The organism is Rhodopseudomonas sp. (assembly GCF_048594845.1).
Taxonomy (GTDB): Bacteria; Pseudomonadota; Alphaproteobacteria; order Rhizobiales; family Xanthobacteraceae; genus Rhodopseudomonas.
On record NZ_JBMDXE010000111.1, the window covers coordinates 13,826 to 40,109 of the forward strand.

Consider the following 26,284-nt stretch of genomic DNA (forward strand, 5'->3'; position numbering starts at 1 on the left):
GCGAATACCCGCCAAGTTCACCCGCGTCCCTTCAGCATCGGCAGCAGCGCGCGTGCGAGCTGCGGCGCATGGGCGCCGTCCGTCGCACTCAGGTCGGCGCCGAGCACGTTCGCGAGTTCCGGCCGATCGAGCAGGATCGGACCGCCGAGGATCACACCGATCCGGCGATTGCGGGACTCGCGGCGCACGTCCTGGATCAGACGCTTCAATTCGTCGAGCCGGCGATCGTTGGTGATGGAAAATCCGACAAGGTCGAACCAGCGTTCTGCCACCAGCGACGTCAGCTCGCGGCGTGACCCGAAAGGTCCGGTGCAGATATCCCAGCCATCGTGCCGGAAGAATTCTGCCACCATCGCCAGACCGAAGCTGTGCTGTTCGCCCGGAATCGTGGTGAGCAACACGGCGCCGATGCGCTGAACGTCATTGGCTTCCAGATAGTTTTCGCCGACATGGCGAAGGATTCTTTGAAGCCGGCTCACGCCGAGTGTGACGTTCGCGAAGTCTGTTGTGTCTTCCTCCCACATGACGCCGAGGCGTCGCGCCACAGGTGCGAGCAGGTTGAGGAAGATCAAATCAGTCGGCGTGCCTCGCGAGATAAGATTCTCCACATAGGCGAAGGCGGCACGTTCGTCGGAGCCGAGGATCAGAAGTGTGAACTGCTGCACCTCGAACGGCGCGGCCGGATCGGCCGGAGCCGGAGTGTTCGGAAAGGACATGGAGCGCAGCGCGAGGCCAACCTGGGGGAGCAACTGAGTGTGGATCGAGCGCGCGATACCATCGCTGGCCAGCGGCCGCCGATATCGCCAGATCGGTTCGGGGGGCGAAAAATCCAGCGGCGCCACAGGTAACCGAGGCCGATCAGGAGCGGTGACGTTCGAGATCGAGAGCTCTTTCCGGTTGGTCATTAGATACCCCCTTCTCAACAGATAACCCGACCGGCCTCACGACCGTCAAGTTTAATTTACGTATGGTTTGGTTGACAGTCTCATCGTCGGGGACTAGCCTTTGTCGATCAGCCGCACTTAGGGAGTAGCGCGGTGCCCAGCAGAACAGCATCAGATCAAGAAAATGAGGGTCTTGGTGCGATGGTGCCTGCCTCCTCCTCGCATCCGTCGGTATCGCATCACCGCAACCCGGATGTGTCAAACATTCTTTACATCGACAGCGTCAAAACATCTGCTGCAGCGCCGCATGATTTTGTGTCTGTCCGGACGGGCGTTTCGGAGCCCTTGCAAGGGCTTAAGATGCTCTACTCCCCTGAGGAGCGGCTTCGCCGCGACGCAACAAAATGGACTTTGGTGCAGGGGATTCTCGCGCCGGTTCAGTTTCTGGTCTTCCTGATCAGCCTCGGGCTCGTTCTTCGTTATCTCTGGACCGGCGATGGCTATTCCGTCGCGACGGCCTCGGTCGTGATCAAGACGCTGGTGCTCTACACCATCATGATCACCGGGGCGATCTGGGAGAAGGAAGTCTTCGGCTGCTATCTGTTTGCGCCGGCCTTCTTCTGGGAAGACGTCTTCAGCTTCCTCGTGCTCGCTCTGCACACCGCTTATCTGGTGATGCTGTTCGCCGGCGTCGGTGATCCGCGGCAGCAGATGCTGGTCGCGCTCGCCGCCTATGCGACTTACGTCGTCAACGCCACGCAGTTCGTGCTCAAGCTGCGCGCCGCGCGCCGCGACGAGCGTATTGCGGCGATGAACGTTGCTGGCGTGTCAGGGAGCCGCGCATGACCGTGCATGTCTCTCCTTGTGCCGCGCCTGCGGTCGATCCGACTACGCGTGAGGTCCGTACCGAAAGCGGCCAGCGCGAAGTCTTCTGCGGCCTCACCGGGATCGTCTGGCTGCATCGGAAGATTCAGGACGCGTTCTTCCTCGTCGTCGGTTCGCGCACCTGCGCGCATCTGATTCAGTCTGCCGCCGGGGTGATGATCTTCGCCGAGCCGCGCTTCGGCACGGCGATCATGGAAGAGAAGGATCTCGCCGGCCTGACCGACGCAAACGACGAGCTCGACCGCGTCGTCACGCAGCTGCTGGCACGTCGTCCCGACATCAAGCTACTGTTTCTGGTCGGCTCGTGCCCATCGGAAGTGATCAAGCTCGATCTGTCGCGCGCGGCGCTGCGGCTGTCGCAGCGGTTCTCGCCGGACGTCCGGATCCTGCATTATTCGGGCAGCGGCATCGAGACGACGTTTACCCAGGGCGAGGATGCCTGCCTGGCGTCGCTGGTTCCGGCATTGCCGGCCGCGCAGGACGAGACGGCGTCGCTGCTCGTCGTCGGCTCGCTCGCCGATGTGGTCGAAGATCAGTTCAAGCGGATGTTCGATGCGCTCGGCGTCGGCCCGGTCGCGTTCTTTCCGCCGCGCCGGTCGACGGCGCTGCCGAGCGTCGGCCCGAACACCAAGATTTTGATGGCGCAGCCGTTCCTGCCGGATACGGTGCGCGCACTTCAGGAGCGCGGCGCCAAGCGCCTAGCCGCACCGTTCCCATTCGGCGTTGAAGGCACTACAGGGTGGCTGCGCGCTGCCGCTGATGCGTTCGGCGTCGCGCCGGCGCATTTCGATAAGGTCACCGAGCCGAACCGCGCCCGCGCCGAGCGTGCGCTGTCGGCCTATCAGTCCGAACTCGCCGGCCGGCGCATTTTCTTCTTTCCGGATTCTCAGCTCGAGATTCCGCTGGCGCGCTTCCTGGCGCGCGAGCTGTCGATGCAGCTGGTCGAGGTCGCCACGCCATATCTGCACCGCGAGCATCTCGCCGAAGAGCTGAAACTCTTGCCGCTCGATGTCGCGCTGACGGAAGGGCAGGACGTCGATCATCAGCTCGACCGCTGCCGTGCGGCGCGCCCCGATATCGTGGTGTGCGGACTCGGTCTCGCCAATCCGCTCGAGGCGGAGGGCATCACCACGAAATGGTCGATCGAGCTCGTGTTCACCCCGATCCAGGGATACGAGCAGGCGGCCGATCTCGCTGAATTGTTCGCGCGGCCGCTGGTGCGCCGCGCCAAGTTGGTGGCCTGACATGCAGCTCACCGTCTGGACTTATGAAGGACCTCCCCATGTCGGCGCGATGCGCATCGCCACCGGCATGGACGGGCTGCACTACGTGCTGCACGCGCCGCAGGGCGACACCTACGCAGATCTTCTCTTCACGATGATCGAGCGCCGCTCCAAGCGGCCGCCGGTGACTTATACGACGTTCGCGGCGCGCGATCTCGGCAAGGACACCGCCGAACTGTTCATGACCGCGGCGCGCGACGCCTATGCGCGCTTTCAGCCGCAGGCGATGATCGTCGGCGCGTCCTGCACTGGTTCGCTGATCCAGGACGATCCGGGCGGACTCGCAAAATCGCTCGGCTTTCCGATCCCGGTGATCCCGATCGACCTGCCGGCCTACCAACGCAAGGAAAACTGGGGCGCATCCGAGACCTTCTATCAGCTCGTTCGCGCCATCGCCGGCCCGAAGGCGCCGCCGCCCGGCACCAAACGGGCGGAGCGGGCACCCGGCGTTCGCGCGAAGTGCAATCTGCTCGGTCCCACCGCACTCGGCTTCCGCCATCGCGACGATATCGCTGAGATCACCAAGCTGCTTGGCCAGCTCGGCATCGATGTCAACGTCGTCGCGCCGATGGGGGCAACGCCGGCGGATCTGACCCGACTCGGCGATGCCGACTTCAACGTTGTCCTGTATCCGGAGATCGCCGGGCAGGCGGCATCGTGGCTGCAGCGCATCTTCCATCAGCCGTTCACCAAGACGATTCCAATTGGCGTCTCCGCCACGCGTGAATTCGTCCGCGAAGTCGCGGGCTTGGCCGGCGTCGATCCTGAGCCGGTGCTCGCCGCGTCCTCGACCCGGCTGCCGTGGTACTCGCATTCGGTCGACTCGACCTACCTCACGAACAAGCGCGTCTTCATCTTCGGTGACGCCACCCACGCCATCGCCGCCGCGCGGATCGCTTCCGAAGAGCTCGGCTTCAAGGTGGTCGGGCTCGGCACCTACAGCCGTGAGTTTGGTCGCGACGTACGCGAAGCGGCGGCCAAATACGGTGTCGAAGCGCTGATCACCGACGATTACCTCGAAGTCGAAGCCAAGGTGGCGGAGCTGCATCCCGAGTTGGTGCTCGGCACCCAGATGGAGCGCCATATCGCCAAGCGGCTCGGCGTACCCTGCGCGGTGATCTCGGCGCCGGTGCATGTCCAGGACTTCCCCGCGCGCTATGCGCCGCAGATGGGGTTCGAAGGCGCCAATGTGATCTTCGACACCTGGGTCCATCCGCTGATGATGGGCCTCGAAGAGCATCTGTTGGCGATGTTCAAGGACGATTTCGAATTCAAGGATGGCGCGTTGCCGTCTCACCTCGGCACCGGGCACGCGTCGCAAAACGCGCCCGCCGCCGCGGAGGTAGTAATTGCGCTGCCGCAAGGCGCGCCGACTCTCGACGATGCAGCATCTGCTCCGACTGCTGCGAACGGTGTGGCCGCAGGGGCCGTCTGGGCTCCTGAAGCAGAGAAGGAACTGCAGAAGATCCCGTTCTTCGTGCGCGGGAAAGCCCGCAGGAACACCGAGCGGTTCGCCAACGAGAACGGTGTCGCCACCATTACTGTCGAGACCTTGTACGATGCCAAAGCGCACTTCGCCCGCTGACAAGACCCCAGTTCGGGTCGTCATCGTCACCCTGGACAGCCATCTGTCCGGTGCCGCCGCGCGTGCACGGACCGTGCTGCGCAAGGATTATCCCGGCCTCGAACTGTCCGTGCACTCCGCCGACGAGTGGGGCAGCGACGGCCATGCGCTCGAGCGCTGTCTCGCGGATATTGCGACCGGCGATATCATCATCGCCACCATGCTGTTCATGGACGATCACGTCCGTGCAGTGATGCCGGCGCTGGTCGCTCGCCGCACCCAGTGCGACGCGATGGTGTGCTGCATGTCGGCCGCCGAAGTGGTGAAGCTCACCCATATCGGCAAGTTCGACATGAGCGCCGAAGCGCTCGGCATGATCAACTGGCTGAAGAAGCTGCGCGGCAAGAAGCACGAAGGCTCGGCCGGCAAGGGCGAGATGAAGATGCTGCGGCAGCTGCCGAAGCTGTTGCGCTTCATCCCCGGCACCGCGCAGGACATGCGCGCCTACTTCCTGACGCTGCAATACTGGCTGGCGGGCTGCGAGCAGAACATCGCCAACATGGTGCGGCTGCTGATTGATCGCTATGCCAATGGCCCGCGCAAGACTCTGCGTGGCGTCGCCAAGGTCGAGCCGCCGATCGATTACGCTGATGTCGGCGTGTACCACCCGAATATGAAGGGCCGGATTGCCGAGACGCTCGATAAGCTACCGGCGGGCCCGGCCGATGCCAAAGGCACCGTCGGCGTTCTGCTGCTGCGCTCCTATCTGCTCGCCGGCAATGCGGGCCATTACGACGGCATGCTGCAGGCGTTCGAGTCCAAGGGGCTTCGCGTCATTCCGGTGTTTGCCTCGGGCCTCGACCAGCGTCCTGCGATCGAGAAGTTTTTCATTCATAACGGCCGACCGATCGTCGATGCCGTGGTCTCGCTCACCGGCTTCTCGTTGGTCGGCGGTCCGGCCTACAACGATAGCAAGGCGGCCGAAGACATCCTCAGCGCACTCGACGTCCCGTATCTGTCGGCGCACCCGGTCGAATTCCAGACCCTCGAGCAGTGGGCGGCATCCGATCGCGGCCTGATGCCGGTGGAAAGCACCATCATGGTGGCGATCCCGGAGCTCGACGGCTCGTCCGGCCCGATGGTTTATGGTGGCCGTTCTGACGGCGGCGATGTCGCCTGCCCGGGCTGTGAGAAGTTCTGCAAGTTCGAGCGCAGCGAGACCGGCGGCGATATGCATGTCTGCGGCGAGCGCGCCGAGATGCTGGCGTCGCGCACCGCGCGGCTGATCGCGCTCCGTCGCAGTGAGCGCAAGGATCGCAAGGTCGCGATCGTACTGTTCAACTTCCCGCCAAATGCCGGCAACACCGGCACCGCCGCGTTCCTCGGCGTGTTCGAGTCGCTGTTCAACACGCTGACCGCGATGAAGGCCGAAGGCTACACCGTCGAGGTGCCGGAGAGCGTCGACGCGCTGCGTGAGTCGATTATCACCGGAAACGCCGCTCGGTTCGGGGCTGCCGCCAACGTCCATGCGCGCGTCACGGCCGGCGATCACGTCAAGTCGGAGCGCTGGCTGCGCGAGATCGAAGGGCAGTGGGGTCCGGCACCGGGCAAGCATCAGAGCGACGGCTCGTCGATCTTCGTGCTCGGTGAGCGCTTCGGCAACATCTTCGTCGGCGTGCAGCCAGCGTTCGGCTACGAAGGCGATCCGATGCGGCTGTTGTTCGAGAAGGGCTTTGCGCCGACGCACGCCTTCTCGGCGTTTTATCGCTGGCTCAAGCAGGACTTCGGCGCGCACGCCGTGCTGCATTTCGGCACCCACGGCGCGCTGGAATTCATGCCCGGCAAGCAGACTGGCCTGTCTGGTACCTGCTGGCCCGATCGCATGATCGGCGATCTGCCGAACATGTACATCTACGCTTCCAACAACCCGTCGGAAGGCGCGATCGCCAAGCGCCGCTCGGCCGCGACGCTGATCAGCTATCTGACGCCGCCGGTCGCGCATGCCGGCCTGTATCGCGGCTTGCTTGAGTTGAAATCCTCGTTCGAGCGCTGGCGTGGGCTGACGCCGGAAGAAGACACCGAGCGCGACAATCTCGCGGTGCTGGTGCAGGCGCAGGCTGCGGGCCTCGATCTCGCGCCGGCCGAGCCGGCATGGACCGCCGAGGAGGCGGGGGCAACCATCGCGAAGCTCGCCGACGCGGTGCTCGAGATGGAGTATGCGCTCATTCCGCACGGCCTCCACGTCGTCGGGAATGTGCCGTCCGAGGAAGAACGCGTCGAGACACTGGAAGCGATCGCCGACGCGATGCACGGCAAGCGCCCGGACAAAGCTCTGCTCGAGGCGCTGGTCCGCGGCGGCCATCCCGAGCATCTGTCGGGCAACGGGCCCGACGCGCAGGCCAATCTCGACATGCTCAAAGAGCTTGCCGGGATGGACAAGCTGCTGGCCGAGGATCACGAACTCGCTGCGATCCTGCGCGCGCTCGACGGCAAGTTCATCCGGCCGGCGCCGGGCGGCGATCTACTGCGCACGCCGCAGGTGCTGCCGACCGGCCGCAATCTGCACGGTTTTGATCCGTTCCGGATCCCATCTGCCTACGCGCTGCAGGACGGCGCCAAGCAGGCGCAGCGGCTGATCGACAAGCACGTCACCGAAGGCAATCCGCTGCCCGAAACGGTCGCGATCGTGCTGTGGGGCACCGACAACCTCAAAAATGAAGGCGCACCGATCGGCCAGGCGTTGGCGCTGATGGGCGCTCGGCCGCGGTTCGACGGCTATGGCCGGCTTGCCGGCGCCGATCTGATCCCGCTGGAAGAACTCGGCCGACCGCGCATCGACGTGATCATCACCATGTCGGGCATCTTCCGCGACCTGCTGCCGCTGCAGATCAAGCTGCTCGCCGAAGCCGCTTTCATGGCGGCGAGCGCCGACGAGCCGGTGGAGCAGAATTTCATTCGCAAGCACTCGCTGGCTTATCAGGCCCAGCACAAATGCGACATGGAGACCGCGTCGCTGCGCGTGTTCGGCAACGCCGACGGTGCCTATGGCTCCAACGTCAACCACCTGGTCGAGAACAGCCGCTGGGAAGACGAGGACGAACTCGCCGAGACCTACACCAAGCGCAAGAGCTTTGCGTATGGCCTCAAGGGTCAGCCGGTGCAGCACGCCGAGTTGCTGAAGAGTGCGCTTGCCGACGTCGATCTCGCTTATCAGAACCTCGACTCGGTCGAGCTCGGCGTCACCACGGTCGATCATTACTTCGACACGCTGGGCGGCATCAGCCGGGCAGTGCGCAAGGCGAAGGGCGGGCAGGCAGCTCCGGTCTATATCGGCGATCAGACGCGCGGCGCCGGCACGGTGCGGACGCTGTCGGAGCAGGTGGCGCTGGAGACTCGCACCCGGATGCTCAATCCGAAGTGGTACGAGGGCATGCTCAAGCACGGCTACGAAGGCGTGCGTCAGATCGAAGAGCACGTCACCAACACCATGGGCTGGTCGGCGACCACCGGCGAAGTTGCCCCCTGGGTCTACAAGCAGCTCACCGAGACGTTCGTGCTCGATCCGGAAATGCGGGCGCGCCTGGCCGCGCTCAATCCGGTCGCATCTGCCAAGGTCGCGAACCGGCTGATCGAAGCCCACGAACGTAACTATTGGTCTCCGGACCCGGAAATGCTCGAGGTCCTGCGCAAGGCAGGCTAAGAGCTCGAGGATCGCGTTGATGGCGTTGGAGTGGCCGCATGAACATCCTGACTGATCCCCTCAAGCTGAAGACTTCGGGCTGCGCCGACCTGAATGCGTCGAAATGCGCCGAAGGCGACGGCGAGGGCAGCGTTCAGGTGCAGCTCGATCCCAACGTCAAGATCGGCAGCGCCAAGGTGTTCTCGATCTATGGCAAGGGCGGCATCGGCAAAAGCACGACGTCGTCGAACCTGTCGGTGGCGTTCTCGAAGCTCGGCAAGCGCGTGCTGCAGATCGGCTGCGACCCCAAGCACGACTCGACCTTCACACTGACCAAGCGGTTGATCCCGACGGTGATCGACGTGCTCGAGGAAGTGAACTTCCACTCCGAGGAACTGCGCCCCGAAGACTTCGTGTTCGAAGGCTACAATGGCGTGATGTGCCTCGAGGCCGGCGGCCCGCCGGCCGGCACCGGTTGCGGCGGCTACGTCGTCGGCCAGACCGTGAAGCTCTTGAAGGAGCATCACCTGCTCGAGGACACCGACGTGGTGATCTTCGACGTGCTCGGCGACGTGGTGTGCGGCGGCTTTGCCGCGCCGCTGCAGCATTCCGAGCGGGCGATGATCGTCGCCGCCAACGATTTCGATTCGATCTTCGCCGCCAACCGCATTGCTGCGGCGATCCAGGCGAAGTCGAAGAACTATGCCGTTCGGCTGGCGGGAGTGATTGCAAATCGCAGTCGCGAAACCGACCAGATCGACAAATTCGGCGAACGCACAGGTATCAAGCGCGTGGCGCACCTGCCGGACCTCGATGTCATCCGGAAGAGCCGTCTGAAAAAAATGACACTTTTTGAGATGGATCACACCGACGAAATTCTGGCCGTGCAACAAGAGTATCTTCGGCTCGCAACGGAATTGTGGGACGCCAAGGAGCCCCCGGTTCAGGGCAAGCCGCTGAAGGATCGCGACATCTTTGATCTCCTGGGATTTGATTGATGGCGTTGGGCAGCTACATCGAGCGACGCGGAGAGCTTGAGACCTATTTCGACCGCACCGCGGCCGATACCTGGGCCAAGCTGACTTCCGATGCCCCCGTGAGCGGCATCCGCGCCACCGTGCGCGCGGGCCGCGACGAAATGCGCAATACGCTGCTGTCGTGGCTGCCGGCCGACATGACCGGCACGCGCCTCCTCGACGCTGGTTGCGGCACCGGTGCGCTGTCGATTGCGGCGGCGCGGCGCGGTGCGCAGGTGCTGGCGATCGATCTGTCGCCGACGCTGGTCGGCGTCGCGCGCGAGCGGCTGCCGGAGGACATCGATCCTGCTGCGATCGACTTCCGTTCCGGTGACATGCTCGATCCCGCGCTCGGCGAATTCGATTTTGTCGTCGCGATGGACTCGCTGATCCATTATTTGCCACACGATATCTGCCGGATCCTGGCAACGCTGGCGTCGCGGACGCGGCAGTCGATGGCGGTGACGTTCGCGCCGAAGACGCCGGCGTTGGCGTTGATGCATTTCGTCGGCGGCTTCTTCCCGCGCGCCGATCGCGCACCGGCGATCGAGCCGGTCAGCGAGACGAAACTACTCAAGCTGATTTCCGAAGACACTGCGCTGCAGTCATGGCGGCCGGGCCGGACTCACCGGGTGTCGTCCGGATTCTACACCTCGCAGGCGCTGGAGATGGTTCGACGATGAGCCAGATGGCGGCCACATTGGCGAAAGGCTGGATGCGTCTCGGCACGCGATTCCTGCCGTTTGCCGATGCCGCCACCAAGGAGCTGCCGCTCGGTCGCCTGCTGCGGTTGTCGTTGTTCCAGGTTTCGGTCGGCGCCTCGGTGGTGCTGCTCAACGGCACGCTCAATCGGGTGATGATCGTCGAACTCGGCGTCTCGACGCTGCTGGTCTCGTTGATGGTGTCGCTCCCGTTGGTGTTCGCACCGTTCCGCGTGCTGATCGGCTTCAAGTCCGACAATCATCGTTCGGTGCTGGGCTGGCGTCGCGTCCCGTATATCTGGATGGGCACGCTGCTGCAGTTCGGTGGCTTCGCCATCATGCCGTTCGCGCTGCTGGTGCTGTCGGGCGGTGGCGAATATCCGGCGGTCTATGGCCAGATCGGCGCGGCGATTGCATTCCTGCTGGTCGGCGCCGGCATGCACACTACCCAGACCGCAGGTCTCGCGCTGGCTACCGATTTGGCGCCCGAAGAATCGCGCCCGCGGGTGGTGGCGTTTCTCTACGTGATGCTGTTGGTCGGGATGACCGGCAGTGCGTTGATCTTCAGTGAGCTGCTGCGCAATTTCAGCGAGCTGCAGCTCATCCAGGTGATCCAGGGCGTCGCGGTGACCCAGCTGCTGCTGAACATCGCGGCATTGTGGAAACAGGAAGCGCGCAATCCGGCGCTGACCTCGGCGAGCCGCGAGCGGCCGCAGTTCAATCAATCCTGGGCGCGTTTCCGCGCCGCCGGCGGCTCGTCGCGGATGCTGGTTGCGGTCGCGCTCGGCACTGCGGGCTTCTCGATGCAGGACATCCTGCTGGAGCCTTATGGCGCCGAAGTGCTGAGGTTGTCGGTCGGCCAGACCACGGCGCTCACGGCCTTCTTTGCGCTCGGCACGCTGGTCGGCTTCGGCCTCGCCGCACGCACGCTCGGTCGCGGCGGCGATCCTTACCGGCTCGCCGGCTTCGGCGCGCTGATTGGCATCTTTGCATTCGCCGCTGTAGTGCTCGCCGCGCCCGCGCAGTCGGCAGCCCTGTTCCGTGTCGGTACGGCGCTGATCGGCCTTGGGGGCGGCTTGTTCGCGGCCGGTACTTTGACGGCCGCAATGGCAGTCGCGTCCGAGAGCGATCCCGGTCTCGCACTTGGAACGTGGGGCGCCGTGCAGGCGACGGCAGCCGGCGGCGGCATCCTGCTGGGCGGCGGCATTCGCGATCTGATCGCTTCGCTTGCCGACAACGGCGCGCTCGGCAGCGTCCTGTCGGGGCCGGCGGTCGGCTACGGCTTTGTCTACAACATCGAGATCGCGTTGCTGTTCGCAACGCTGGTTGCGGTCGGTCCGCTCGTGCGCACGGCACGGCCGGTCGGAACGCAGCCTGCTACCAAGTTCGGCCTCGCCGAATTTCCAGGTTAACAAAGAGGAAGGGGTCCGCTCATGCAACCCGGAGCGTATTTGGACTTAGCACAGGTTACCCTGTACGTATTTTGGATCTTCTTCGCCGGCTTGCTCTTCTATCTCCGCCGCGAAGACAAGCGCGAGGGCTATCCGCTGGTCGCTGACGTCGGCACCGGCACCCGGCTCGCGAAGGTCGGCGTTCCTGCGCCGCCGGATCCGAAGACCTACCTGCTGCGCGGCGGTGCCACCAAGACCGTGCCGTCGACCAGCAACGACCGTCCGAACGTGGCGCTTGCTCCGACCGCTCCGTGGCCGGGCTCGCCGTTCGTTCCGACCGGCAATCCGTTCGCCGACGGCGTCGGCCCGGGCTCGTATGCGCAGCGCGCCGATGTGCCCGAGCTTGGCCTCGACAACCTGCCGATCATCGCGCCGCTGCGCGCTGCCAAGGGCATGTTCCTCGATCCGCGCGATCCGAATCCGGTCGGTTTCCCGGTTGTCGGCTGTGACGGCCAGGTCGGCGGCACCGTGACCGAGGTGTGGGTCGATCGCGCCGAAGTGTTGGCCCGCTACCTCGAAGTCGAGGTCGCCAAGACCAAGAAGAAGGTGCTTCTCCCGGTCCCGTTCGCGCTGATCAACAGCCCGGTCGGCAAGGTTTCGGTCGACGCCATTCGTGGCGATCAGTTCGCCGGCGTTCCGGCGCTGGCCAAGGCCGATCAGGTGACCAAGCTCGAGGAAGACAAGGTCTGTGCGTATTACGGCGCCGGTACTCTCTACGCCACGCCGCTGCGTCAGGAGCCCATCGTATGACCGAATCCCCCAGCCAGTTTCGTGAACTTCCGTCGCCGCTGCCGGAGGGAGAGCGCGTTCTCTGGCAGGGGAAGCCGACCTTCAAAGGGTTGGCCTACCGGACCTTCCACATGCGGGCCGTGGCGATTTACTTCGTCCTGCTGATCGTGTGGAAGGCCTGGTCGAACTGGTCACACGGCCAATCACTCGGAGAAGCGTCGGCGTCCGCGGCGACGCTTCTCGTCCCGGCGCTCGGCGGCCTCGCGCTGCTGACGCTGCTCACCTATCTGTTTCGACGCGCCAGCTGCTACACCATCACCTCCAAGCGCGTGCTGATCCAGACCGGTGTAGCGCTGCCGATCACGCTGAACATTCCACTTGGCAAGATCGCCAACGCCGATCTTCACGAGTTGCGCGACGGCAGCGGCGACATTCCGCTGCGGATCATCGATACTAAGCGCACCTCTTACGTTCTGCTGTGGCCGCATATCCGGCCGTGGCATCTGCGCGAGCCCGAGCCGATGCTGACATCGGTCCCTGACGTCGCCAAGGTGGCAGCCACTCTCACCGAAGCGGTCAAGGCGCAGCTCGATCCCGCCGCAGTGTCTCTTGTTCAAACGGCTACCAGCGGACCAGCTCAAGGCCCGTTGTCCAATCCGGCGGCGCCTGCCGTCGCTTGAACCGGAGATTGAAATGAGTGAGGCCGCCGAAAATTTCTCCGTTCCCAAAGGCGCGTTGATCGGCGCCGCCGCGATCGTACTGTTTGCGATCGGGGCGGGCGCGACCGTTCGCCTGACCGGCTACGGGCACTCGCATATGACACCGCCGGCCGTGGTCGAGAGCGTCGACTTGACCTTCGAGGACAGCTCCGACGGGTTGGTCAATATCTACCGCGCCAATGATCATAGCCTGGTGCGCTCGATCCATCCGGGCGAGTCGGGCTTTGTCCGCGTGGCGATGCGTGGGCTGGCGCGCGAGCGTATGCTGGCTGGCGTCGGATCGGCGCCGCCCTTCGTGCTCGCCCGCCACAGCAACGGCCAGTACACGCTGACCGACACGGCGACGCGCAAGGTTCTCGATCTCAATGCCTTCGGCGCCGACAATCTCCGCGCCTTTTCTCAACTAATGCCCGGCCCGACGGTCGGAACAGCCAACGACAAGAAGGACGGCTCGCAATGAGCACGTTCGGGATCGGGAAACGCACAAGCTTCGACGTTCCCTGCACGGTGGAAATCGAGCAGACGTCGGAAACTCTCCATGCCCACGTGATTCTCGATGGCGACATCGAGATCGGCCCCGGCGACGAAGTGATGGTTCACGACGCGCCGACTCACGTCGAGTTCGGCGAACGGCTCGTCGTTCGGCGCACGGCGACCGTGGTGCGAGCCGGCTGGCTCGACAAGCTCCGCGCGCGGCTGGAAGGTTATCGCGAACTGACCGAACTTTACGAAGTCAGCTTCTCAGATGGGAGGGTTTCATGATTCCGATGGAGGGAGGCGCGCAAGGCACGCTCCGGCCGACGTCGCGGCCCGCAATCAAAGGCAGCGTCGACAGCCTCAACATCGCCAAAGAAGACACCATTCTCACGCCGCGCTTCTACACCACCGACTACGCGGCGATGGACAAGCTCGACGTCACGCTGGTCCGTTCCGAATGGAACGCGATGATGAACGAGATGCGCGCCGACTATAACAAGTCGCATTTCAAGAAGACCGACGAATTCCGTGAGAGCGACCTCGATAAGCTGCCGCCGGAGCTTCGCGCGGAGTTCAAGGACTTCCTTGTGTCGTCACTGACCGCGGAGTTCTCGGGTTGCGTGCTGTATGCGGAAATTAAAAAGCGGATCAAGAATCCCGAGATCCGCGAATTGTTCGGCCTGCTGAGCCGCGACGAAGCGCGTCATGCCGGCTTCATCAACGAAATCCTCAAGGATCACGGCATCGGCGTCGATCTGTCGTTTCTGACGAAGGTCAAGAAGTACACGTACTTCCGCCCGAAGTTCATCTTCTACGCGACCTATCTGTCGGAGAAGATCGGCTACGCCCGCTACATCACGATCTATCGCCAGATGGAGCGTCATCCCGATCGCCGCTTCCATCCGATTTTCAAATGGTTCGAGCGCTGGTGCAACGACGAGTTCCGTCATGGTGAGGCGTTCGCGCTGCTGATGCGTGCTGACCCGTCGCTGCTGTCGGGCGTCAACAAGCTGTGGATTCGCTTCTTCCTGCTCGCGGTGTTTGCCACGATGTATGTGCGCGACCACATGCGACCGGCGTTCTACGAGGCGCTCGGTGTCGATGCGACGGACTACGGCATGCAGGTGTTCCGCATCACCACCGAGATCTCCAAGCAGGTCTTCCCGGTGACGATCAATCTCGACGATCCGCGATTCCTTGCCAACCTCGAGCGCTTGCGCAAGGCGGCGGATAAGATCGCCGAGAGCCGCAGCCAGGGCTTCATCGGCAAGTTGAAGCGGCCGTTCTACGCCGCTTCTGCTGCCGTCGCCTTCGGCCGGCTGTTCCTGCTGCCGGCGAAACGTAACGAACTGCCCCGCGTCATCGGCCTTCGGCCGGCGTGGTGAGGAGACTGGCGCGATGGTGTCCTATCTCGGCCCACCGATCTTCGCAGCCTTCGTCTGGTGGTTCTCCACCGGAGCTGTGCTGCTGCTGGTCGGCAGCGTCGGCCGCTCCGAGCTGCTTCGGGCGGTCTGCGCAGGCGGCATGGTCACGATCGCGCTGTGCGGCCTTTCGGTCACTGCGCACGACACCAGCGTCGGCGCCGCCTATATGGCCTTCAGCTGCATCATTTTCCTGTGGGGGGCGCAGGAGATTGCGTTTCTCTCCGGCTGGCTGACCGGGCCGCGGGCCGAGCCGTGCCCGCCCGACGCCAAAGGCTTTGCCCGCTTCAGCTACGCGCTGCAGGCGATCATCTATCACGAGATCTGCCTGCTCGCGTGCGGCGCGGTAGTTGTCTGGGTCACTCTTGGCGCCGAAAACGAAGTCGGACGCTGGACGTATCTGGCGCTGTGGGTGCTACGCCAGAGCGCCAAGATCAATCTCTTTCTTGGCGTGCCCGTCACCAATGACGAGTTGATGCCCGACGCCGTTCAGTTCCTGAAGACGTACTTCGCGCGGAAGCCTGTCAGTGCGTTCTTCCCCATCTCGGTTACCGCGGCCACGGCCGTGCTGGTTGTGATGATCCAGCGCATCGTCGAAGTCGCGGATACGCCGTTCGAAGTGGTCGGTCTGACGCTGGTATCGACTTTGTTCGCACTTGGCGTCGTCGAACATTGGTTCATGCTGCTACCGCTGCCTGCCATCACACTTTGGAGCTGGGGCATCCGTCCAGGTCTCTCGCCGGAGAGCATCATCATGGAACAGAATCAGTCCACCATCGCCGCTGCGTCCGTGCATGCCGCGCCGACGCAGAGTTCCGAAACGTCGTCGAGCGCCGAGGCCCGGTCTGCTACCGGCCCGCAGCTCGTCGTGGTTCCGACAGCTCGCAAGGACGAAGCGCCGAAGGCGCGCTCGAGCTGTGCTCGTCAGCGGCTCGAAGATCAGTTCCGCCAGACATTCCTCGAACAGCATCCGCGCAGCGGACTGGCTCCGGCCCGGGTCGGCATCACTGCCGAACCGGCCGCAACGATCAACGGGAGGACGTCATGAATTACGAAGCCTATTTCCGCAGGCAGCTCGAAGGCCTCCACCGAGAGGGCCGTTATCGCGTCTTTGCCGATCTCGAACGCCATGCCGGTTCGTACCCACGCGCCACCCACTACAAGCCGGACGGCACCGGCGAGGTGACGGTCTGGTGCTCCAACGACTATCTCGGCATGGGGCAGCATCCCGCCGTGCTGAAGGCGATGCACGAGGCGCTCGACAGTTGCGGCGCCGGCGCCGGCGGTACCCGTAACATCGCCGGAACGAATCACTATCACGTCCTGCTCGAGCAGGAGCTCGCCGCTCTGCACGGCAAGGAATCCGCGCTGCTGTTCACTTCCGGCTACGTCTCGAACTGGGCTTCGCTGTCGACGCTGGCATCGCGCATGCCGGGTTGCGTGATTCTTTCGGACGAACTGAACCACGCTTCGATGATCGAGGGCATCCGCCACAGCCGAAGCGAGACGCGCATCTTCGCGCACAACGATCCGCGGGATCTCGAGCGCAAGCTCGCCGATCTCGATCCGCACGCACCGAAGCTGGTGGCTTTCGAGTCGGTGTATTCGATGGATGGAGATATCGCGCCGATCGCCGAGATTTGCGACGTTGCCGACGCCGCCAATGCGATGACCTATCTGGACGAAGTGCACGGCGTCGGCCTGTACGGGCCGAACGGTGGCGGCATCGCCGATCGCGAGGGGCTCAGCCATCGCCTCACTATCATCGAAGGCACGCTGGCGAAGGCGTTCGGCGTGGTCGGCGGCTATATCGCCGGCTCGGCGGCGGTGTGTGACTTTGTCCGCAGCTTCGCCTCTGGCTTCATCTTCTCGACCTCGCCGCCGCCGGCGGTGGCTGCTGGCGCGCTGGCCAGCATCCGGCATCTGCGCGCCAGCTCGGCCGAGCGCGACCGCCATCAGGATCGTGTGGCGCGGTTGCGCGCACGGCTCGATCAGGTGGGCGTGGCCCACATGGCGAATCCCAGCCATATCGTGCCGGTGATGGTCGGCGACGCGACACTGTGCAAGCAGATCAGCGACGAACTGATCAGCCGCTACGGCATCTATGTGCAGCCGATCAATTATCCGACGGTGCCGCGCGGCACCGAGCGCCTGCGTATCACGCCGTCGCCGCAGCACACCGACGCCGATATCGAGCACCTGGTGCAGGCGCTCAGTGAAATCTGGGCCCGGGTCGGTCTTGCCAAGGCGGCGTAGTCACGCGGCGCGGGCGATCCAAGAGCGGACGACGTTCGCGGTCATTGCGGGCGGATCAAGACGACCCGAGGGGCGCTGCCTCGGGTGGTCTGCTCCGCTTTTTTAAAGCTCGATATGAGCCGATATGAGCGCAGAGGGCCGCAGCTATCTCAATGGCAGCGGGGCCCGCGGTCGCTTTTGAGAGTGCTTCGTCAACGTTTGCCGCGTTGCGCCGAAGCGGGTGACGACGACCGCGTCAGCCGCATCCGGCGGTCGGTGCGCGGCAGGAAATGCGCGCCTTCGGCTTTTAAAAATTCCAACATCGCCCGAGCTGGTGGCAGCAACACCTTGTCGTTGCGCGTCACCACGAACCATTGACGCACGATCGGTAGCCCCACCACGTCGAGGATGACCAGCCGCCGCTCGTCCAGCTCGGTCGCGACCGTATGGGCTGACAGGAAGGCGATGCCGAGGCCGGCGATCACGGCCTGTTTGATCGTCTCGTTGCTGCCCATCTCCATGCCGATCGTCGGCCGAATCCCGGCGCTTCCGAACAGTTGCTCCATCAGGCTCCGCGTGCCCGAGCCCGGTTCGCGCGTCAGAAACGTCTCGCCCACGAGCTCGGTCAGGGCGATGTCCTGCTTGCGTGCCAGCCGGTGTGCGGTTGGCGCGATGATGACGTGCGGGTGATCGCCGATCAGATGGGTTTCGACCTCGATATCCACCGGCGGACGTCCCATGATGGCGATGTCGAGTTCGTAGCCGCGCAGCGCTGCGCCGATGTCCTGGCGATTGCCGATAAACAGTCGCACATCGATCTTCGGGTTCTGCTTTAAGAATCCGGAGATGGCGAAGGGCACGAAGTACTTGGCCGTCGAGACCGCGCCGATCGAAATCCGCCCCGCAGTCTTGCCGGCGATCATCTCCAGCGAGGTGTCGCAGGCCGCGATTGCCGCCTCGATGCGCTCGCTCAGCGCCAGCACTTCCAGGCCGGCATCAGTGAGCTGCATGCCGTCGTTGCGGCGTTGGATCAACGGGATGCCGGCCAGCGCCTGCAGGTTGCGAAGCTGCAGAGTCACGGCCGGCTGGGTCAGATGCAGCTTGTTTGCCGCCGCCGTGATGCTGCCGGTCTCCGCAAGCGCCGCAAGCGCCCGGAGCTGGCGGATCGAAACGGTGCGAAATTGACGGCTCATCGAACGGATGCTGCGTGCAGGGACTTTAACGAAGTGTCGGCTATTCGCCGAACGCGGTCAACATTGAACAGGTGATGAAGCTGGTGTGCCGCCCGAGACCGCTCGCCGGTCAGCTTGTGCGGCCTCGCGACCGCGTGCTCATGGTGCGGCAGACGTGATCAGCCGATCCGCGACGAAAGCTGGAGACTTCACTCTCCAGGCCGAAGACCAACAGATCAAGCGAACGTTGCCAGCCGCAGCGAGACTGTCGGCCTGTAAGGCCGTATGAGTGATGCGCGGTCATTTGGTAACAACCCTCGTACAAATTCGTGAAATACATCGATTGCGGCGTATCCCCGTTCAATGACGAGTAGTAGCCGAAATGGCTTCCTCGTTAGCGAGAATCACCGACATTTAAACGGTAAATTCACGCGCGAACGATCAGAGTTCGTGTCAACGACGCAATTTATAACTAATCGGATTGTTCTCACTATAGCCGCCGACAACCACGCCATGGACAGGGAGCCGCCTGTGAGGAGTCGTATTTTGCATATCGATGATGACCCGGCGATGTTGAAGATTGTCGCTGCGGTGCTCTCGGTCGATCCGACCCTCGAGACGAAGGGTTGTCTCTCGGGCGAAGAAGGGGTGCGCGCGGCTGCTGAATGGCAGCCGGATCTGATCCTGAGTGATGTCTCGATGCCGGGAGTCGGTGGGCTCGAGTTGCTGGAGCGGCTTCGTAATCGGGCAAGTACCATGGGAATTCCGGTGGTCTTCACCACCGCCTGCAGCCAGCTGGATCATATCTCCCGCTTCATGTCGCACGGTGTGTCAGGCGTCATCGCGAAGCCCTTTAATCTGCGCGAACTCGTTGGCAGTGTCCGCAGATATCTCGATCTTGCAGCCATGGAGCATGACGAGCCGGTGCCTCCCGACGTCCAGATTGATCAGCGTTTCCGGGACGATCGGGCCACGCTTTGCGGTTTCCGTCAGTCGTTTGCGGCGGGAGACGAGGCCGGGCCGATGCGCGACGTCGTGCACAAGCTGGTCGGTGTCGCCGGTCTGTACGGTTATGAGGCGATCAGTGAATCAGCTGCGCAGCTTGAGCGAGAGCTGGAAAGCCTCGCGCGTGGCATCGCGACACGAGTCGACGTCCTGCAGCGCCTCGACGAACTGCTCAGCCTGCTTGATCGCGACCAAGAGGCGCGGCGCAAATGATCGAACAACCCGGAGAGGACCGAATGGCCGCGCGGAAGATTCTGATAGCGGACGATGAGCCGGCGATCCTGGCGGCGTTGTCAACGCGCTGCAGGAAGATGGGCTTCGAGGTCGACACGGCGGCCAACGGCCTGCAGATGTTGCTCAAGGCGCGGCGGACCTCTCCGGACTTGATCATCGTGGATGTGAACATGCCGCAGCTCGACGGGCTCACGGCGTCGTTCCATCTGCTCGAGCCGGGCGGCCCCCCGGTCGATGTCATCGTGGTGACCGGCCTCTCGAATGTCGAAACGCTGGAGCGTTGCGAATCGATGGGCATGTTCTACGCCTGCAAGAGAACGGAATTCTGGCGGGACATCAGCCGTGCTTTGACGCAGATCTTTCCGCACATGGCCGAGGCGATCGCTGCCGAGACCGGGTCGTTGGCAGCTACGGCGAGCGAGGTCCCGACGAGGCCGCGTGTATTGGTGGTCGACGACGATGAGCAGGTCGGCGAATTTCTCGCGAGCCGCCTTCGAAAGCTCGGCATCGAAGTGCTCTATGCGCCGAACGCGGCGCGCGCGCTTCGTCTCGCGGCCGGCCAATATCCCAGCGTTGTCGTAGCGGACTATCATATGCCGGAGGGGGATGCCGGCTTCCTGATCACCCGTTTGCGTAGCTATCCGGCCACGGCGCAGATTCCGGTCATCGTCCTGAGCGGCCGGGATATCGACGAACCCACCGAAAAGCTGCTGAGACGAGACGTGCTGGGCTATCCGGGCGCTATCGGCATCTTCAGGAAGTCGTTCGACGTGAGCGGACTGTTCGAGACAATTCAGCACTACTGCTCCCCGGGTCCGAGAGTGGACCCGGCGGCTTAGGGCGGATGGCAGTCGTGACGCGCGTCGATCCCGCAAAGCGCAAGTTCGAAGGCGCGCCGCTGCCGAGCCGGCGCGTCCCCGAGCGCAGGACTGGACGGTCGTTGGCACGGCTCGGCGGCGTCGCGGTAATCGTCGCCTTGAGCGTCGTGGCAGGACGGATCGCTTCCGAGGACGCGCTGTCGTGGGACACGTTCAGTACTTGGGCGCTCGATATCCCGTGGTGGATTCTCGTGAGCTCGTTGGCGGGCGGCCTGTTGATCGCCGGGTTGATCGAGCTGCATTTGGCGGGGCTCGAGCGTCGCAATGCCCGCACGCGCCATAATTCGCATCTGGCGGCGATTGTCGAAGGCTCGAGCTATGCGATCGTCGGCAGTTCGATGGATGGCACGGTCCTGAGCTGGAACAAGGCCGCCGAGCGTCTGTTCGGCTACGCGGCCGAGCAGGCGATCGGTCGCAATGCCAGCGATCTGATCGTTCCGGACGATCTCCGCGAGGAAGAGCGCCAGATGCTCGAAGGCATCCGGGATGGCACGTCCTTCGCGTATCTCTGGACCAAACGAAGGCGGGCGAACGGCAATCTGGTCGATGTCGCCGTGAGTATCTCGCCCATTCGCTCGGACGAAGGCGCGCTCATCGGGATGGCGGCTTCCGCGCGCGACATCACCGATCTCGTACAGGCGGAACGAGAAATCCACAATCTCAATGCGTCGCTCGAACAGCAGGTCGCCGAGCGGACCGCTCAGCTCGAGAAAACCCTGACGCTGCAGACTGCCATCCTGGAGCGCGCAGCCTATGCGGTGATCGCGACCGACGTCTCCGGCACGATCACCCTGTTCAATCCGGCTGCCGAACGAATGCTGGGCTACAAGGCGGAGGAATTGAACGGACGGGCGACAGCCATGCTGTTTCACGACCCCGACGAACTCGCCGAGCGAGCGGACGCGATGCGCAAGGAGGGAGTTCATGTCGCCTCCAACCTCGCTGTTCTTCGGGCGCGGCTCGCCCGCAATGATCCGGACACTGCGGTCTGGACCTACATCGACAAATACGGCAACCGCATCCCGACGCGGTTGACGCTGAGCCTGCTGCGGTCGAAGGACGGCGACAATCTCGGCGTTCTCGGGATTGCGATCGACCTGACCGAGCAGCTCAAATACGAAGACGAGCTCAAGGCGGCGCGGGCGAGTGCGGAGCAGGCGAGTGCCGCCAAGGCCGACTTTCTCGCCAACATGAGCCACGAGATCCGCACGCCGCTGAACGGCATCATCGGCTACGCCGACCTCGTACTCGAAGATCAAACGTTGGCACCCGACATCCGTCGGCAGGTGACACGGATCTTCGAGGCCAGTGATTCCCTGCGTGTGATCATCGACGACATTCTGGACTTCTCGAAGATCGAGGCCTGCGGCGTCAGGCTGGAGAGCAAGCCGCTCTACATCAACGAACTCATCGCCAACTGCGCGTCGATCATCGAGCCGAAGGCCGACGAGAAGGGGCTCAAGCTGGCCGCCACAGCGCGTGACACGCCACCTGTGTTGATCGGCGACGCTGCGCGGCTGCGGCAGGTGTTGTTGAATTTGATGAACAACGCCGTCAAATTCACTGCGGCCGGGTCGGTCGAATTGATCGTGTCCTGCGTGTCGCGCGTCGACAATGTCGCCCGTCTACGGATTGCCGTCACCGACACCGGCATCGGCATTTCGCCGGATGAGCAAAAGGGGTTGTTCAAACGATTCAGCCAGGCCGACGAGACGATCTCCCGCAAATACGGGGGCACAGGCCTGGGCCTGGCGATCTCGCAGCGTATTGTTCAAGCCATGCAGGGGGAGCTGAGAATCGACAGCGAGCCAGGCGTCGGCAGTACGTTCTCTTTCGAAATCGATCTTCCCGTTGCCGACCAGGTCGACATCGAGCGCCACGACACGCCGGTGCAAAGCAATCGGAGCGCCCGGGTCCTCGTCGTCGATGATGTCGAGATGAACCGCGATCTCTGCAAGACCATGCTCGGCAGGGCCGGGCACAAGGTCGATCTGGCCGACAGCGGCAACATGGCGATCGCCATGACCGGCAGCCGCAGTTACGATCTGATCTTCATGGACGTGCAGATGGGCGAAATGGACGGGATGGAAGCGACCCGTCGCATCCGCGCGCTGGGCGCCAGTCTCAGCACGGTTCCGATCATCGCGCTGACGGCGAATGTGCTTCCCGAACAGGTCGCGCGCTACAAGGCGGCCGGCATGGACGATCATCTCGGCAAGCCCATCAATCGCGCCGAACTCCTGGCCTGCGTGGCGAAGTGGATCGACGAGCCGATCCTGCACGTTCCCTCCGTCCCGCTCGCGCCCGTGGAGGCCGAGGCGGACCCGTCTCTGCAGCCGGTGCGCGATCGATCGGCGCTTGAAGACCTGCGGCTGTTCGCCAGCGAGCATGAGATTGCCGGCTTCGCCGCCCAACTGCAGGACAGCATCGCTTGCATTCAGGCGCGTTGGCCCAGCCGGATCGATGTGACGACGCTTGGAGAGGACTCCCGCGAGGAGTTGCGCATCGTTGCTCACAAGGCCGTCTCGCTCGCCGGACAGCTCGGCTTTCGGCAATTGGAAGTCGCGTTGCGCCAGATGGAGACAGCCTACGAACGCGCCGCGGATATTCCGCTCGCCTTCGTCCTGCTACATGCGGCGATCGACGCTGCCGCGCCAGAAATCGAGATAATGCAAACTGCGTGATTGAGGGCGCTAGATTGATATAAGAAATACTTTTGTCAATACGAAGATAATGAAATTTCTCTTATCTTTGCGACCGTGATCAAAGTCTCGTGCAACGCATTCGCGATGCCGAACGGATCTGCGGCGCTCCTGCAAGCCCATTCCAAAACGGCGTCCGACCAGCTGCGGTCACCGCACAGAGGCTTTCGAGGAGGACGGCATGAACGAGTCAGTCACCATCCGTGGCAAGGACCGCTATCGGTCCGGCGTGATGGAATACAAGAAGATGGGCTATTGGGAGCCCGACTACGAGCCGAAGGACACCGACGTCATCGCTCTGTTCCGCGTCACGCCGCAGGACGGCGTCGATCCGATCGAGGCCTGCGCGGCGGTCGCCGGTGAAAGCTCGACCGCCACTTGGACGGTGGTGTGGACCGATCGCCTGACGGCGGCAGAGAAGTATCGCGCCAAGTGCTACCGCGTCGATCCGGTGCCGAATGGCCCGGGCCAGTACTTCGCCTATATCGCTTACGATCTCGATCTGTTCGAGCCCGGCTCGATCGCCAATCTCACCGCATCGATCATCGGCAACGTGTTCGGCTTCAAGCCGCTGAAGGCGCTGCGGCTCGAGGACATGCGGCTGCCGATCGCCTATGTGAAGACGTTCCAGGGGCCGGCGACCGGTATCGTGGTCGAGCGCGAGCGCATGGACAAGTTCGGCCGGCCGCTGCTCGGCGCCACCGTCAAGCCGAAGCTCGGCCTGTCCGGCCGCAATTACGGCCGCGTCGTCTATGAAGCGCTGAAGGGCGGCCTCGATTTCACGAAGGACGACGAGAACATCAACTCGCAGCCGTTCATGCACTGGCGGGAGCGCTTTCAATATTGCATGGAGGCCGTCAACAAGGCCCAGGCCGCCAGCGGCGAGATCAAGGGCACTTACCTCAACGTCACCGCGGCGACCATGGAGGACATGTACGAGCGCGCCGAATTTGCCAAGGAGATTGGGTCGATCATCGTGATGATCGACCTCGTGATCGGCTACACGGCGATCCAGTCGATGGCCAAGTGGGCGCGCAAGAACGACATGATCCTGCATCTGCACCGCGCCGGTCACTCGACCTACACGCGGCAGCGCAACCACGGCGTCTCATTCCGCGTCATCGCCAAATGGATGCGGCTTGCCGGCGTCGATCATATCCATGCCGGTACCGTGGTCGGCAAGCTCGAAGGCGATCCGGCGACGACGCGTGGTTACTACGACATCTGCCGCGAAGACTACAACCCGACGCAGCTCGAGCACGGCGTGTTCTTCGATCAGCACTGGGCCAGCCTCAACAAGCTGATGCCGGTGGCGTCGGGCGGCATCCATGCCGGCCAGATGCACCAGCTGCTCGATTTGCTCGGCGAAGACGTCGTGTTGCAGTTCGGCGGCGGCACCATCGGCCACCCGATGGGCATCGCGGCCGGCGCCACGGCCAATCGCGTGGCGCTAGAGGCGATGATCCTCGCTCGCAACGAGGGCCGCGATTACGTCCACGAGGGTCCGGAGATCCTCGCCAAGGCGGCGCAGACCTGCACGCCGCTGAAGGCCGCACTCGACACCTGGAAGAACGTCACCTTCAACTACGAATCCACCGACACCCCCGACTACGCGCCGACGCCGTCGGTCTCGGTGTAAGTCCTAAATTCGAGCGGTATCCGAGATTTCACCGTCATTGCGAGGAGCGAAGCGACGAAGCAATCCAGCCTGTGCACTGCGCTTCTGGATTGCTTCGCTTCGCTCGCGATGACGGACTTGGAGGTCGTTCGCCAAACACCAAGGAGCAATTCCCATGCGCGTGACCCAAGGCTGTTTCTCGTTCCTGCCCGATCTCACCGACGAGCAGATCTCCGCCCAGGTGCAATACGCACTCGGTAAGGGCTGGGCAGTGAACCTCGAATTCACCGACGACCCGCATCCCCGCAACACCTATTGGGAGATGTGGGGCCTGCCGATGTTCGATCTGCAGGACGCCGCCGGCGTGATGATGGAACTCAACGAATGCCGCAAGGTTTACGGCGACCGCTATATTCGGCTGTCGGCGTTCGACTCCTCGCACGGCTGGGAGTCGGTGCGGCTGTCGTTCATCGTCAACCGGCCGAAGGACGAGCCCGGCTTCCGGCTCGACCGCCAGGAGGTCGACGGCCGCAACATGCGCTACACCACGCGCGCCTATTCGGCCGACAAGCCTGAAGGCCGTCGCTACGGAGGCTGATCGTGGACACGACTTCCGCAGCAACGAACGAGAGCGACGCGCCGCCGGCGCGCGTCGATCTTCGTGCCGAGTTCGATGCCGTCGGCATCGGCGACGTGCTGGATCAGCTCGATCGCGAGCTGATCGGGCTGAAGCCGGTGAAGACCCGCATCCGCGAGATCGCAGCGCTGCTGCTGGTCGAGCGGCTGCGCAAGCGGATGGGCCTCGCGACCGGAAACCCGACGCTGCACATGTCGTTCACCGGCAATCCCGGCACCGGCAAGACAACGGTGGCGCTGCGCATCGCCTCGATCCTGCACAAGCTTGGCTTCGTGCGCCGCGGCCACGTCGTGTCGGTGACGCGCGACGAACTGGTCGGGCAGTATATCGGCCACACCGCGCCGAAGACCAAGGAAGTGCTGAAGAAGGCGATGGGCGGCGTACTGTTCATCGACGAGGCGTATTATTTGTATCGCCCCGAGAACGAGCGCGACTACGGTCAGGAGGCGATCGAAATCCTGCTGCAAGTGATGGAGAACCAGCGCGACGATCTGGTGGTGATCCTGGCCGGCTATGCCGACCGGATGGAGAAATTCTTCGCGAGCAACCCGGGATTCCGCTCACGCATTGCCCATCATATCGACTTTCCGGACTACACCGACGGCGAACTCCTCGGCATTGCCGAGGGCATGCTGAGCGAGCAAAATTATCGCTTCGATCCGGATGCGAAGACCGTGTTCGAGCGTTACATCGTGGTGCGCAAGACGCAGCCGCTGTTCGCCAACGCCCGCTCGATCCGCAACGCGCTCGACCGCATCCGCCTCCGCCAGGCCAACCGCCTGATTGCCGACCTCGACCGCTCGCTGAGCGCAGAGGATCTCATGACGATCCAAGCCGGCGACGTACTGGCGAGCCGGGTGTTCGGGAAGGGTGAGGGCAGCGCCACGTAGTTCGGCTGGCCCCGACCCCGTCATTCCGGGGCGCCGCACCCGGGGGGCGGTTGGGCGGCCCGGCAGCGCAAAACCCAAAAAAAAAATTTTTTAAAAACACGGGG

Annotated in this window: 22 protein-coding genes; 20 read left to right on the top strand and 2 right to left on the bottom strand. The window is 63.6% G+C overall.

Annotation, left to right across the window (positions count from 1 at the left end):
• Positions 1-17: 17 nt before the first annotated feature.
• A complete protein-coding gene (locus tag ACOJTD_RS06745; protein WP_420132151.1) occupies positions 18-905 on the bottom strand; it encodes a cobalamin B12-binding domain-containing protein in 888 nt (295 codons plus the stop codon).
• 234 nt (positions 906-1,139) lie between these two features.
• Between ACOJTD_RS06745 and bchF the strand changes: the two genes are divergently transcribed.
• Genes bchF through hemA form a run of 14 tightly spaced genes read left to right on the top strand, consistent with a single transcriptional unit; the run spans position 1,140 to position 17,065 of the window.
• Entirely contained in the window at positions 1,140-1,730 is a 591-nt protein-coding gene (gene bchF, locus ACOJTD_RS06750; RefSeq protein ID WP_420132171.1) for a 2-vinyl bacteriochlorophyllide hydratase, read from the top strand.
• Positions 1,727-3,013: a ferredoxin:protochlorophyllide reductase (ATP-dependent) subunit N gene (locus tag ACOJTD_RS06755; RefSeq protein ID WP_420132152.1), complete on the top strand. Its 1,287-nt coding sequence runs from the start codon at positions 1,727-1,729 to the stop codon at positions 3,011-3,013. Before bchF ends, ACOJTD_RS06755 begins: the two co-directional genes overlap by 4 nt.
• A gap of 1 nt (position 3,014) precedes the next feature.
• A complete protein-coding gene (bchB, locus tag ACOJTD_RS06760) occupies positions 3,015-4,637 on the top strand; it encodes a ferredoxin:protochlorophyllide reductase (ATP-dependent) subunit B (RefSeq protein WP_420132153.1) in 1,623 nt (540 codons plus the stop codon).
• Complete coding sequence (locus ACOJTD_RS06765) at positions 4,612-8,316, top strand: magnesium chelatase subunit H (RefSeq protein ID WP_420132154.1); 3,705 nt, start codon at positions 4,612-4,614, stop codon at positions 8,314-8,316. Before bchB ends, ACOJTD_RS06765 begins: the two co-directional genes overlap by 26 nt.
• A gap of 38 nt (positions 8,317-8,354) precedes the next feature.
• Positions 8,355-9,293 carry a ferredoxin:protochlorophyllide reductase (ATP-dependent) iron-sulfur ATP-binding protein gene (bchL, locus tag ACOJTD_RS06770; protein ID WP_119857599.1) on the top strand — a complete coding sequence of 313 codons (939 nt, stop codon included), beginning with the start codon at positions 8,355-8,357 and terminating at the stop codon, positions 9,291-9,293.
• Positions 9,293-9,994, top strand: coding sequence for a magnesium protoporphyrin IX methyltransferase (gene bchM / locus ACOJTD_RS06775; RefSeq protein ID WP_420132155.1), 702 nt, complete (start codon positions 9,293-9,295; stop codon positions 9,992-9,994). The genes bchL and bchM overlap by 1 nt, the downstream gene beginning before the upstream one ends.
• Positions 9,991-11,424, top strand: coding sequence for an MFS transporter (locus ACOJTD_RS06780; protein WP_420132156.1), 1,434 nt, complete (start codon positions 9,991-9,993; stop codon positions 11,422-11,424). Before bchM ends, ACOJTD_RS06780 begins: the two co-directional genes overlap by 4 nt.
• Before the next feature lie 21 nt (positions 11,425-11,445).
• Positions 11,446-12,213 carry a photosynthetic reaction center subunit H gene (gene puhA / locus ACOJTD_RS06785; RefSeq protein WP_420132157.1) on the top strand — a complete coding sequence of 256 codons (768 nt, stop codon included), beginning with the start codon at positions 11,446-11,448 and terminating at the stop codon, positions 12,211-12,213.
• Positions 12,210-12,872, top strand: coding sequence for a photosynthetic complex putative assembly protein PuhB (gene puhB / locus ACOJTD_RS06790; RefSeq protein WP_420132158.1), 663 nt, complete (start codon positions 12,210-12,212; stop codon positions 12,870-12,872). The genes puhA and puhB overlap by 4 nt, the downstream gene beginning before the upstream one ends.
• Before the next feature lie 13 nt (positions 12,873-12,885).
• Positions 12,886-13,371, top strand: coding sequence for a photosynthetic complex assembly protein PuhC (gene puhC, locus ACOJTD_RS06795; RefSeq protein WP_420132159.1), 486 nt, complete (start codon positions 12,886-12,888; stop codon positions 13,369-13,371).
• The gene (locus ACOJTD_RS06800) at positions 13,368-13,673 is read left to right on the top strand and encodes a hypothetical protein (RefSeq protein WP_420132160.1); all 306 of its coding nucleotides are present in this window, start codon (positions 13,368-13,370) and stop codon (positions 13,671-13,673) included. Before puhC ends, ACOJTD_RS06800 begins: the two co-directional genes overlap by 4 nt.
• Entirely contained in the window at positions 13,670-14,773 is a 1,104-nt protein-coding gene (gene acsF / locus ACOJTD_RS06805) for a magnesium-protoporphyrin IX monomethyl ester (oxidative) cyclase (protein WP_420132161.1), read from the top strand. Before ACOJTD_RS06800 ends, acsF begins: the two co-directional genes overlap by 4 nt.
• A gap of 13 nt (positions 14,774-14,786) precedes the next feature.
• Positions 14,787-15,857: a putative photosynthetic complex assembly protein PuhE gene (puhE, locus tag ACOJTD_RS06810; RefSeq protein WP_420132162.1), complete on the top strand. Its 1,071-nt coding sequence runs from the start codon at positions 14,787-14,789 to the stop codon at positions 15,855-15,857.
• The gene (gene hemA / locus ACOJTD_RS06815; RefSeq protein ID WP_420132163.1) at positions 15,854-17,065 is read left to right on the top strand and encodes a 5-aminolevulinate synthase; all 1,212 of its coding nucleotides are present in this window, start codon (positions 15,854-15,856) and stop codon (positions 17,063-17,065) included. The genes puhE and hemA overlap by 4 nt, the downstream gene beginning before the upstream one ends.
• A gap of 191 nt (positions 17,066-17,256) precedes the next feature.
• On the opposite strand, the gene ACOJTD_RS06820 is transcribed toward hemA, so the two are convergent.
• The gene (locus ACOJTD_RS06820; protein WP_420132164.1) at positions 17,257-18,237 is read right to left on the bottom strand and encodes a LysR family transcriptional regulator; all 981 of its coding nucleotides are present in this window, start codon (positions 18,235-18,237) and stop codon (positions 17,257-17,259) included.
• A 525-nt stretch (positions 18,238-18,762) separates the two neighbouring features.
• On the opposite strand from ACOJTD_RS06820, the gene ACOJTD_RS06825 reads away from it, so the two are divergent.
• The 6 genes from ACOJTD_RS06825 to cbbX all read left to right on the top strand — a co-directional run bounded on the left by ACOJTD_RS06825 (position 18,763) and on the right by cbbX (position 26,180).
• The gene (locus ACOJTD_RS06825) at positions 18,763-19,434 is read left to right on the top strand and encodes a response regulator (protein WP_420132165.1); all 672 of its coding nucleotides are present in this window, start codon (positions 18,763-18,765) and stop codon (positions 19,432-19,434) included.
• A complete protein-coding gene (locus tag ACOJTD_RS06830) occupies positions 19,431-20,294 on the top strand; it encodes a response regulator (RefSeq protein WP_420132166.1) in 864 nt (287 codons plus the stop codon). The genes ACOJTD_RS06825 and ACOJTD_RS06830 overlap by 4 nt, the downstream gene beginning before the upstream one ends.
• A 377-nt stretch (positions 20,295-20,671) precedes the next feature.
• Entirely contained in the window at positions 20,672-23,017 is a 2,346-nt protein-coding gene (locus tag ACOJTD_RS06835; protein ID WP_420132172.1) for a PAS domain S-box protein, read from the top strand.
• Positions 23,018-23,216: 199 nt separating this feature from the next.
• A complete protein-coding gene (locus ACOJTD_RS06840; RefSeq protein WP_420132167.1) occupies positions 23,217-24,674 on the top strand; it encodes a form I ribulose bisphosphate carboxylase large subunit in 1,458 nt (485 codons plus the stop codon).
• Between the two features lie 154 nt (positions 24,675-24,828).
• Positions 24,829-25,251 (top strand): ribulose bisphosphate carboxylase small subunit, encoded by a 423-nt coding sequence (locus ACOJTD_RS06845; RefSeq protein ID WP_420132168.1) that lies wholly within the window; start codon positions 24,829-24,831, stop codon positions 25,249-25,251.
• A gap of 2 nt (positions 25,252-25,253) precedes the next feature.
• A complete protein-coding gene (cbbX, locus tag ACOJTD_RS06850; RefSeq protein ID WP_420132169.1) occupies positions 25,254-26,180 on the top strand; it encodes a CbbX protein in 927 nt (308 codons plus the stop codon).
• The last annotated feature ends 104 nt before the right edge of the window (positions 26,181-26,284 follow it).

Excerpts from the sequence above, each read along its gene's own strand:
- ACOJTD_RS06755 (WP_420132152.1), top strand. The coding sequence starts at position 1,727 with ATGACCGTGCATGTCTCTCCTTGTGCCGCGCCTGCGGTCGATCCGACT.
- bchM (WP_420132155.1), top strand. The coding sequence starts at position 9,293 with ATGGCGTTGGGCAGCTACATCGAGCGACGCGGAGAGCTTGAGACCTAT.
- ACOJTD_RS06765 (WP_420132154.1), top strand. The coding sequence starts at position 4,612 with ATGCCAAAGCGCACTTCGCCCGCTGACAAGACCCCAGTTCGGGTCGTC.
- ACOJTD_RS06840 (WP_420132167.1), top strand. The coding sequence starts at position 23,217 with ATGAACGAGTCAGTCACCATCCGTGGCAAGGACCGCTATCGGTCCGGC.
- puhA (WP_420132157.1), top strand. The coding sequence starts at position 11,446 with ATGCAACCCGGAGCGTATTTGGACTTAGCACAGGTTACCCTGTACGTA.
- ACOJTD_RS06820 (WP_420132164.1), bottom strand. The coding sequence starts at position 18,237 with ATGAGCCGTCAATTTCGCACCGTTTCGATCCGCCAGCTCCGGGCGCTT.
- ACOJTD_RS06745 (WP_420132151.1), bottom strand. The coding sequence starts at position 905 with ATGACCAACCGGAAAGAGCTCTCGATCTCGAACGTCACCGCTCCTGAT.
- hemA (WP_420132163.1), top strand. The coding sequence starts at position 15,854 with ATGAATTACGAAGCCTATTTCCGCAGGCAGCTCGAAGGCCTCCACCGA.
- ACOJTD_RS06845 (WP_420132168.1), top strand. The coding sequence starts at position 24,829 with ATGCGCGTGACCCAAGGCTGTTTCTCGTTCCTGCCCGATCTCACCGAC.
- puhB (WP_420132158.1), top strand. The coding sequence starts at position 12,210 with ATGACCGAATCCCCCAGCCAGTTTCGTGAACTTCCGTCGCCGCTGCCG.
- puhE (WP_420132162.1), top strand. The coding sequence starts at position 14,787 with ATGGTGTCCTATCTCGGCCCACCGATCTTCGCAGCCTTCGTCTGGTGG.
- puhC (WP_420132159.1), top strand. The coding sequence starts at position 12,886 with ATGAGTGAGGCCGCCGAAAATTTCTCCGTTCCCAAAGGCGCGTTGATC.
- bchL (WP_119857599.1), top strand. The coding sequence starts at position 8,355 with ATGAACATCCTGACTGATCCCCTCAAGCTGAAGACTTCGGGCTGCGCC.
- ACOJTD_RS06780 (WP_420132156.1), top strand. The coding sequence starts at position 9,991 with ATGAGCCAGATGGCGGCCACATTGGCGAAAGGCTGGATGCGTCTCGGC.
- bchB (WP_420132153.1), top strand. The coding sequence starts at position 3,015 with ATGCAGCTCACCGTCTGGACTTATGAAGGACCTCCCCATGTCGGCGCG.
- ACOJTD_RS06835 (WP_420132172.1), top strand. The coding sequence starts at position 20,672 with ATGGATGGCACGGTCCTGAGCTGGAACAAGGCCGCCGAGCGTCTGTTC.
- acsF (WP_420132161.1), top strand. The coding sequence starts at position 13,670 with ATGATTCCGATGGAGGGAGGCGCGCAAGGCACGCTCCGGCCGACGTCG.
- ACOJTD_RS06830 (WP_420132166.1), top strand. The coding sequence starts at position 19,431 with ATGATCGAACAACCCGGAGAGGACCGAATGGCCGCGCGGAAGATTCTG.
- ACOJTD_RS06800 (WP_420132160.1), top strand. The coding sequence starts at position 13,368 with ATGAGCACGTTCGGGATCGGGAAACGCACAAGCTTCGACGTTCCCTGC.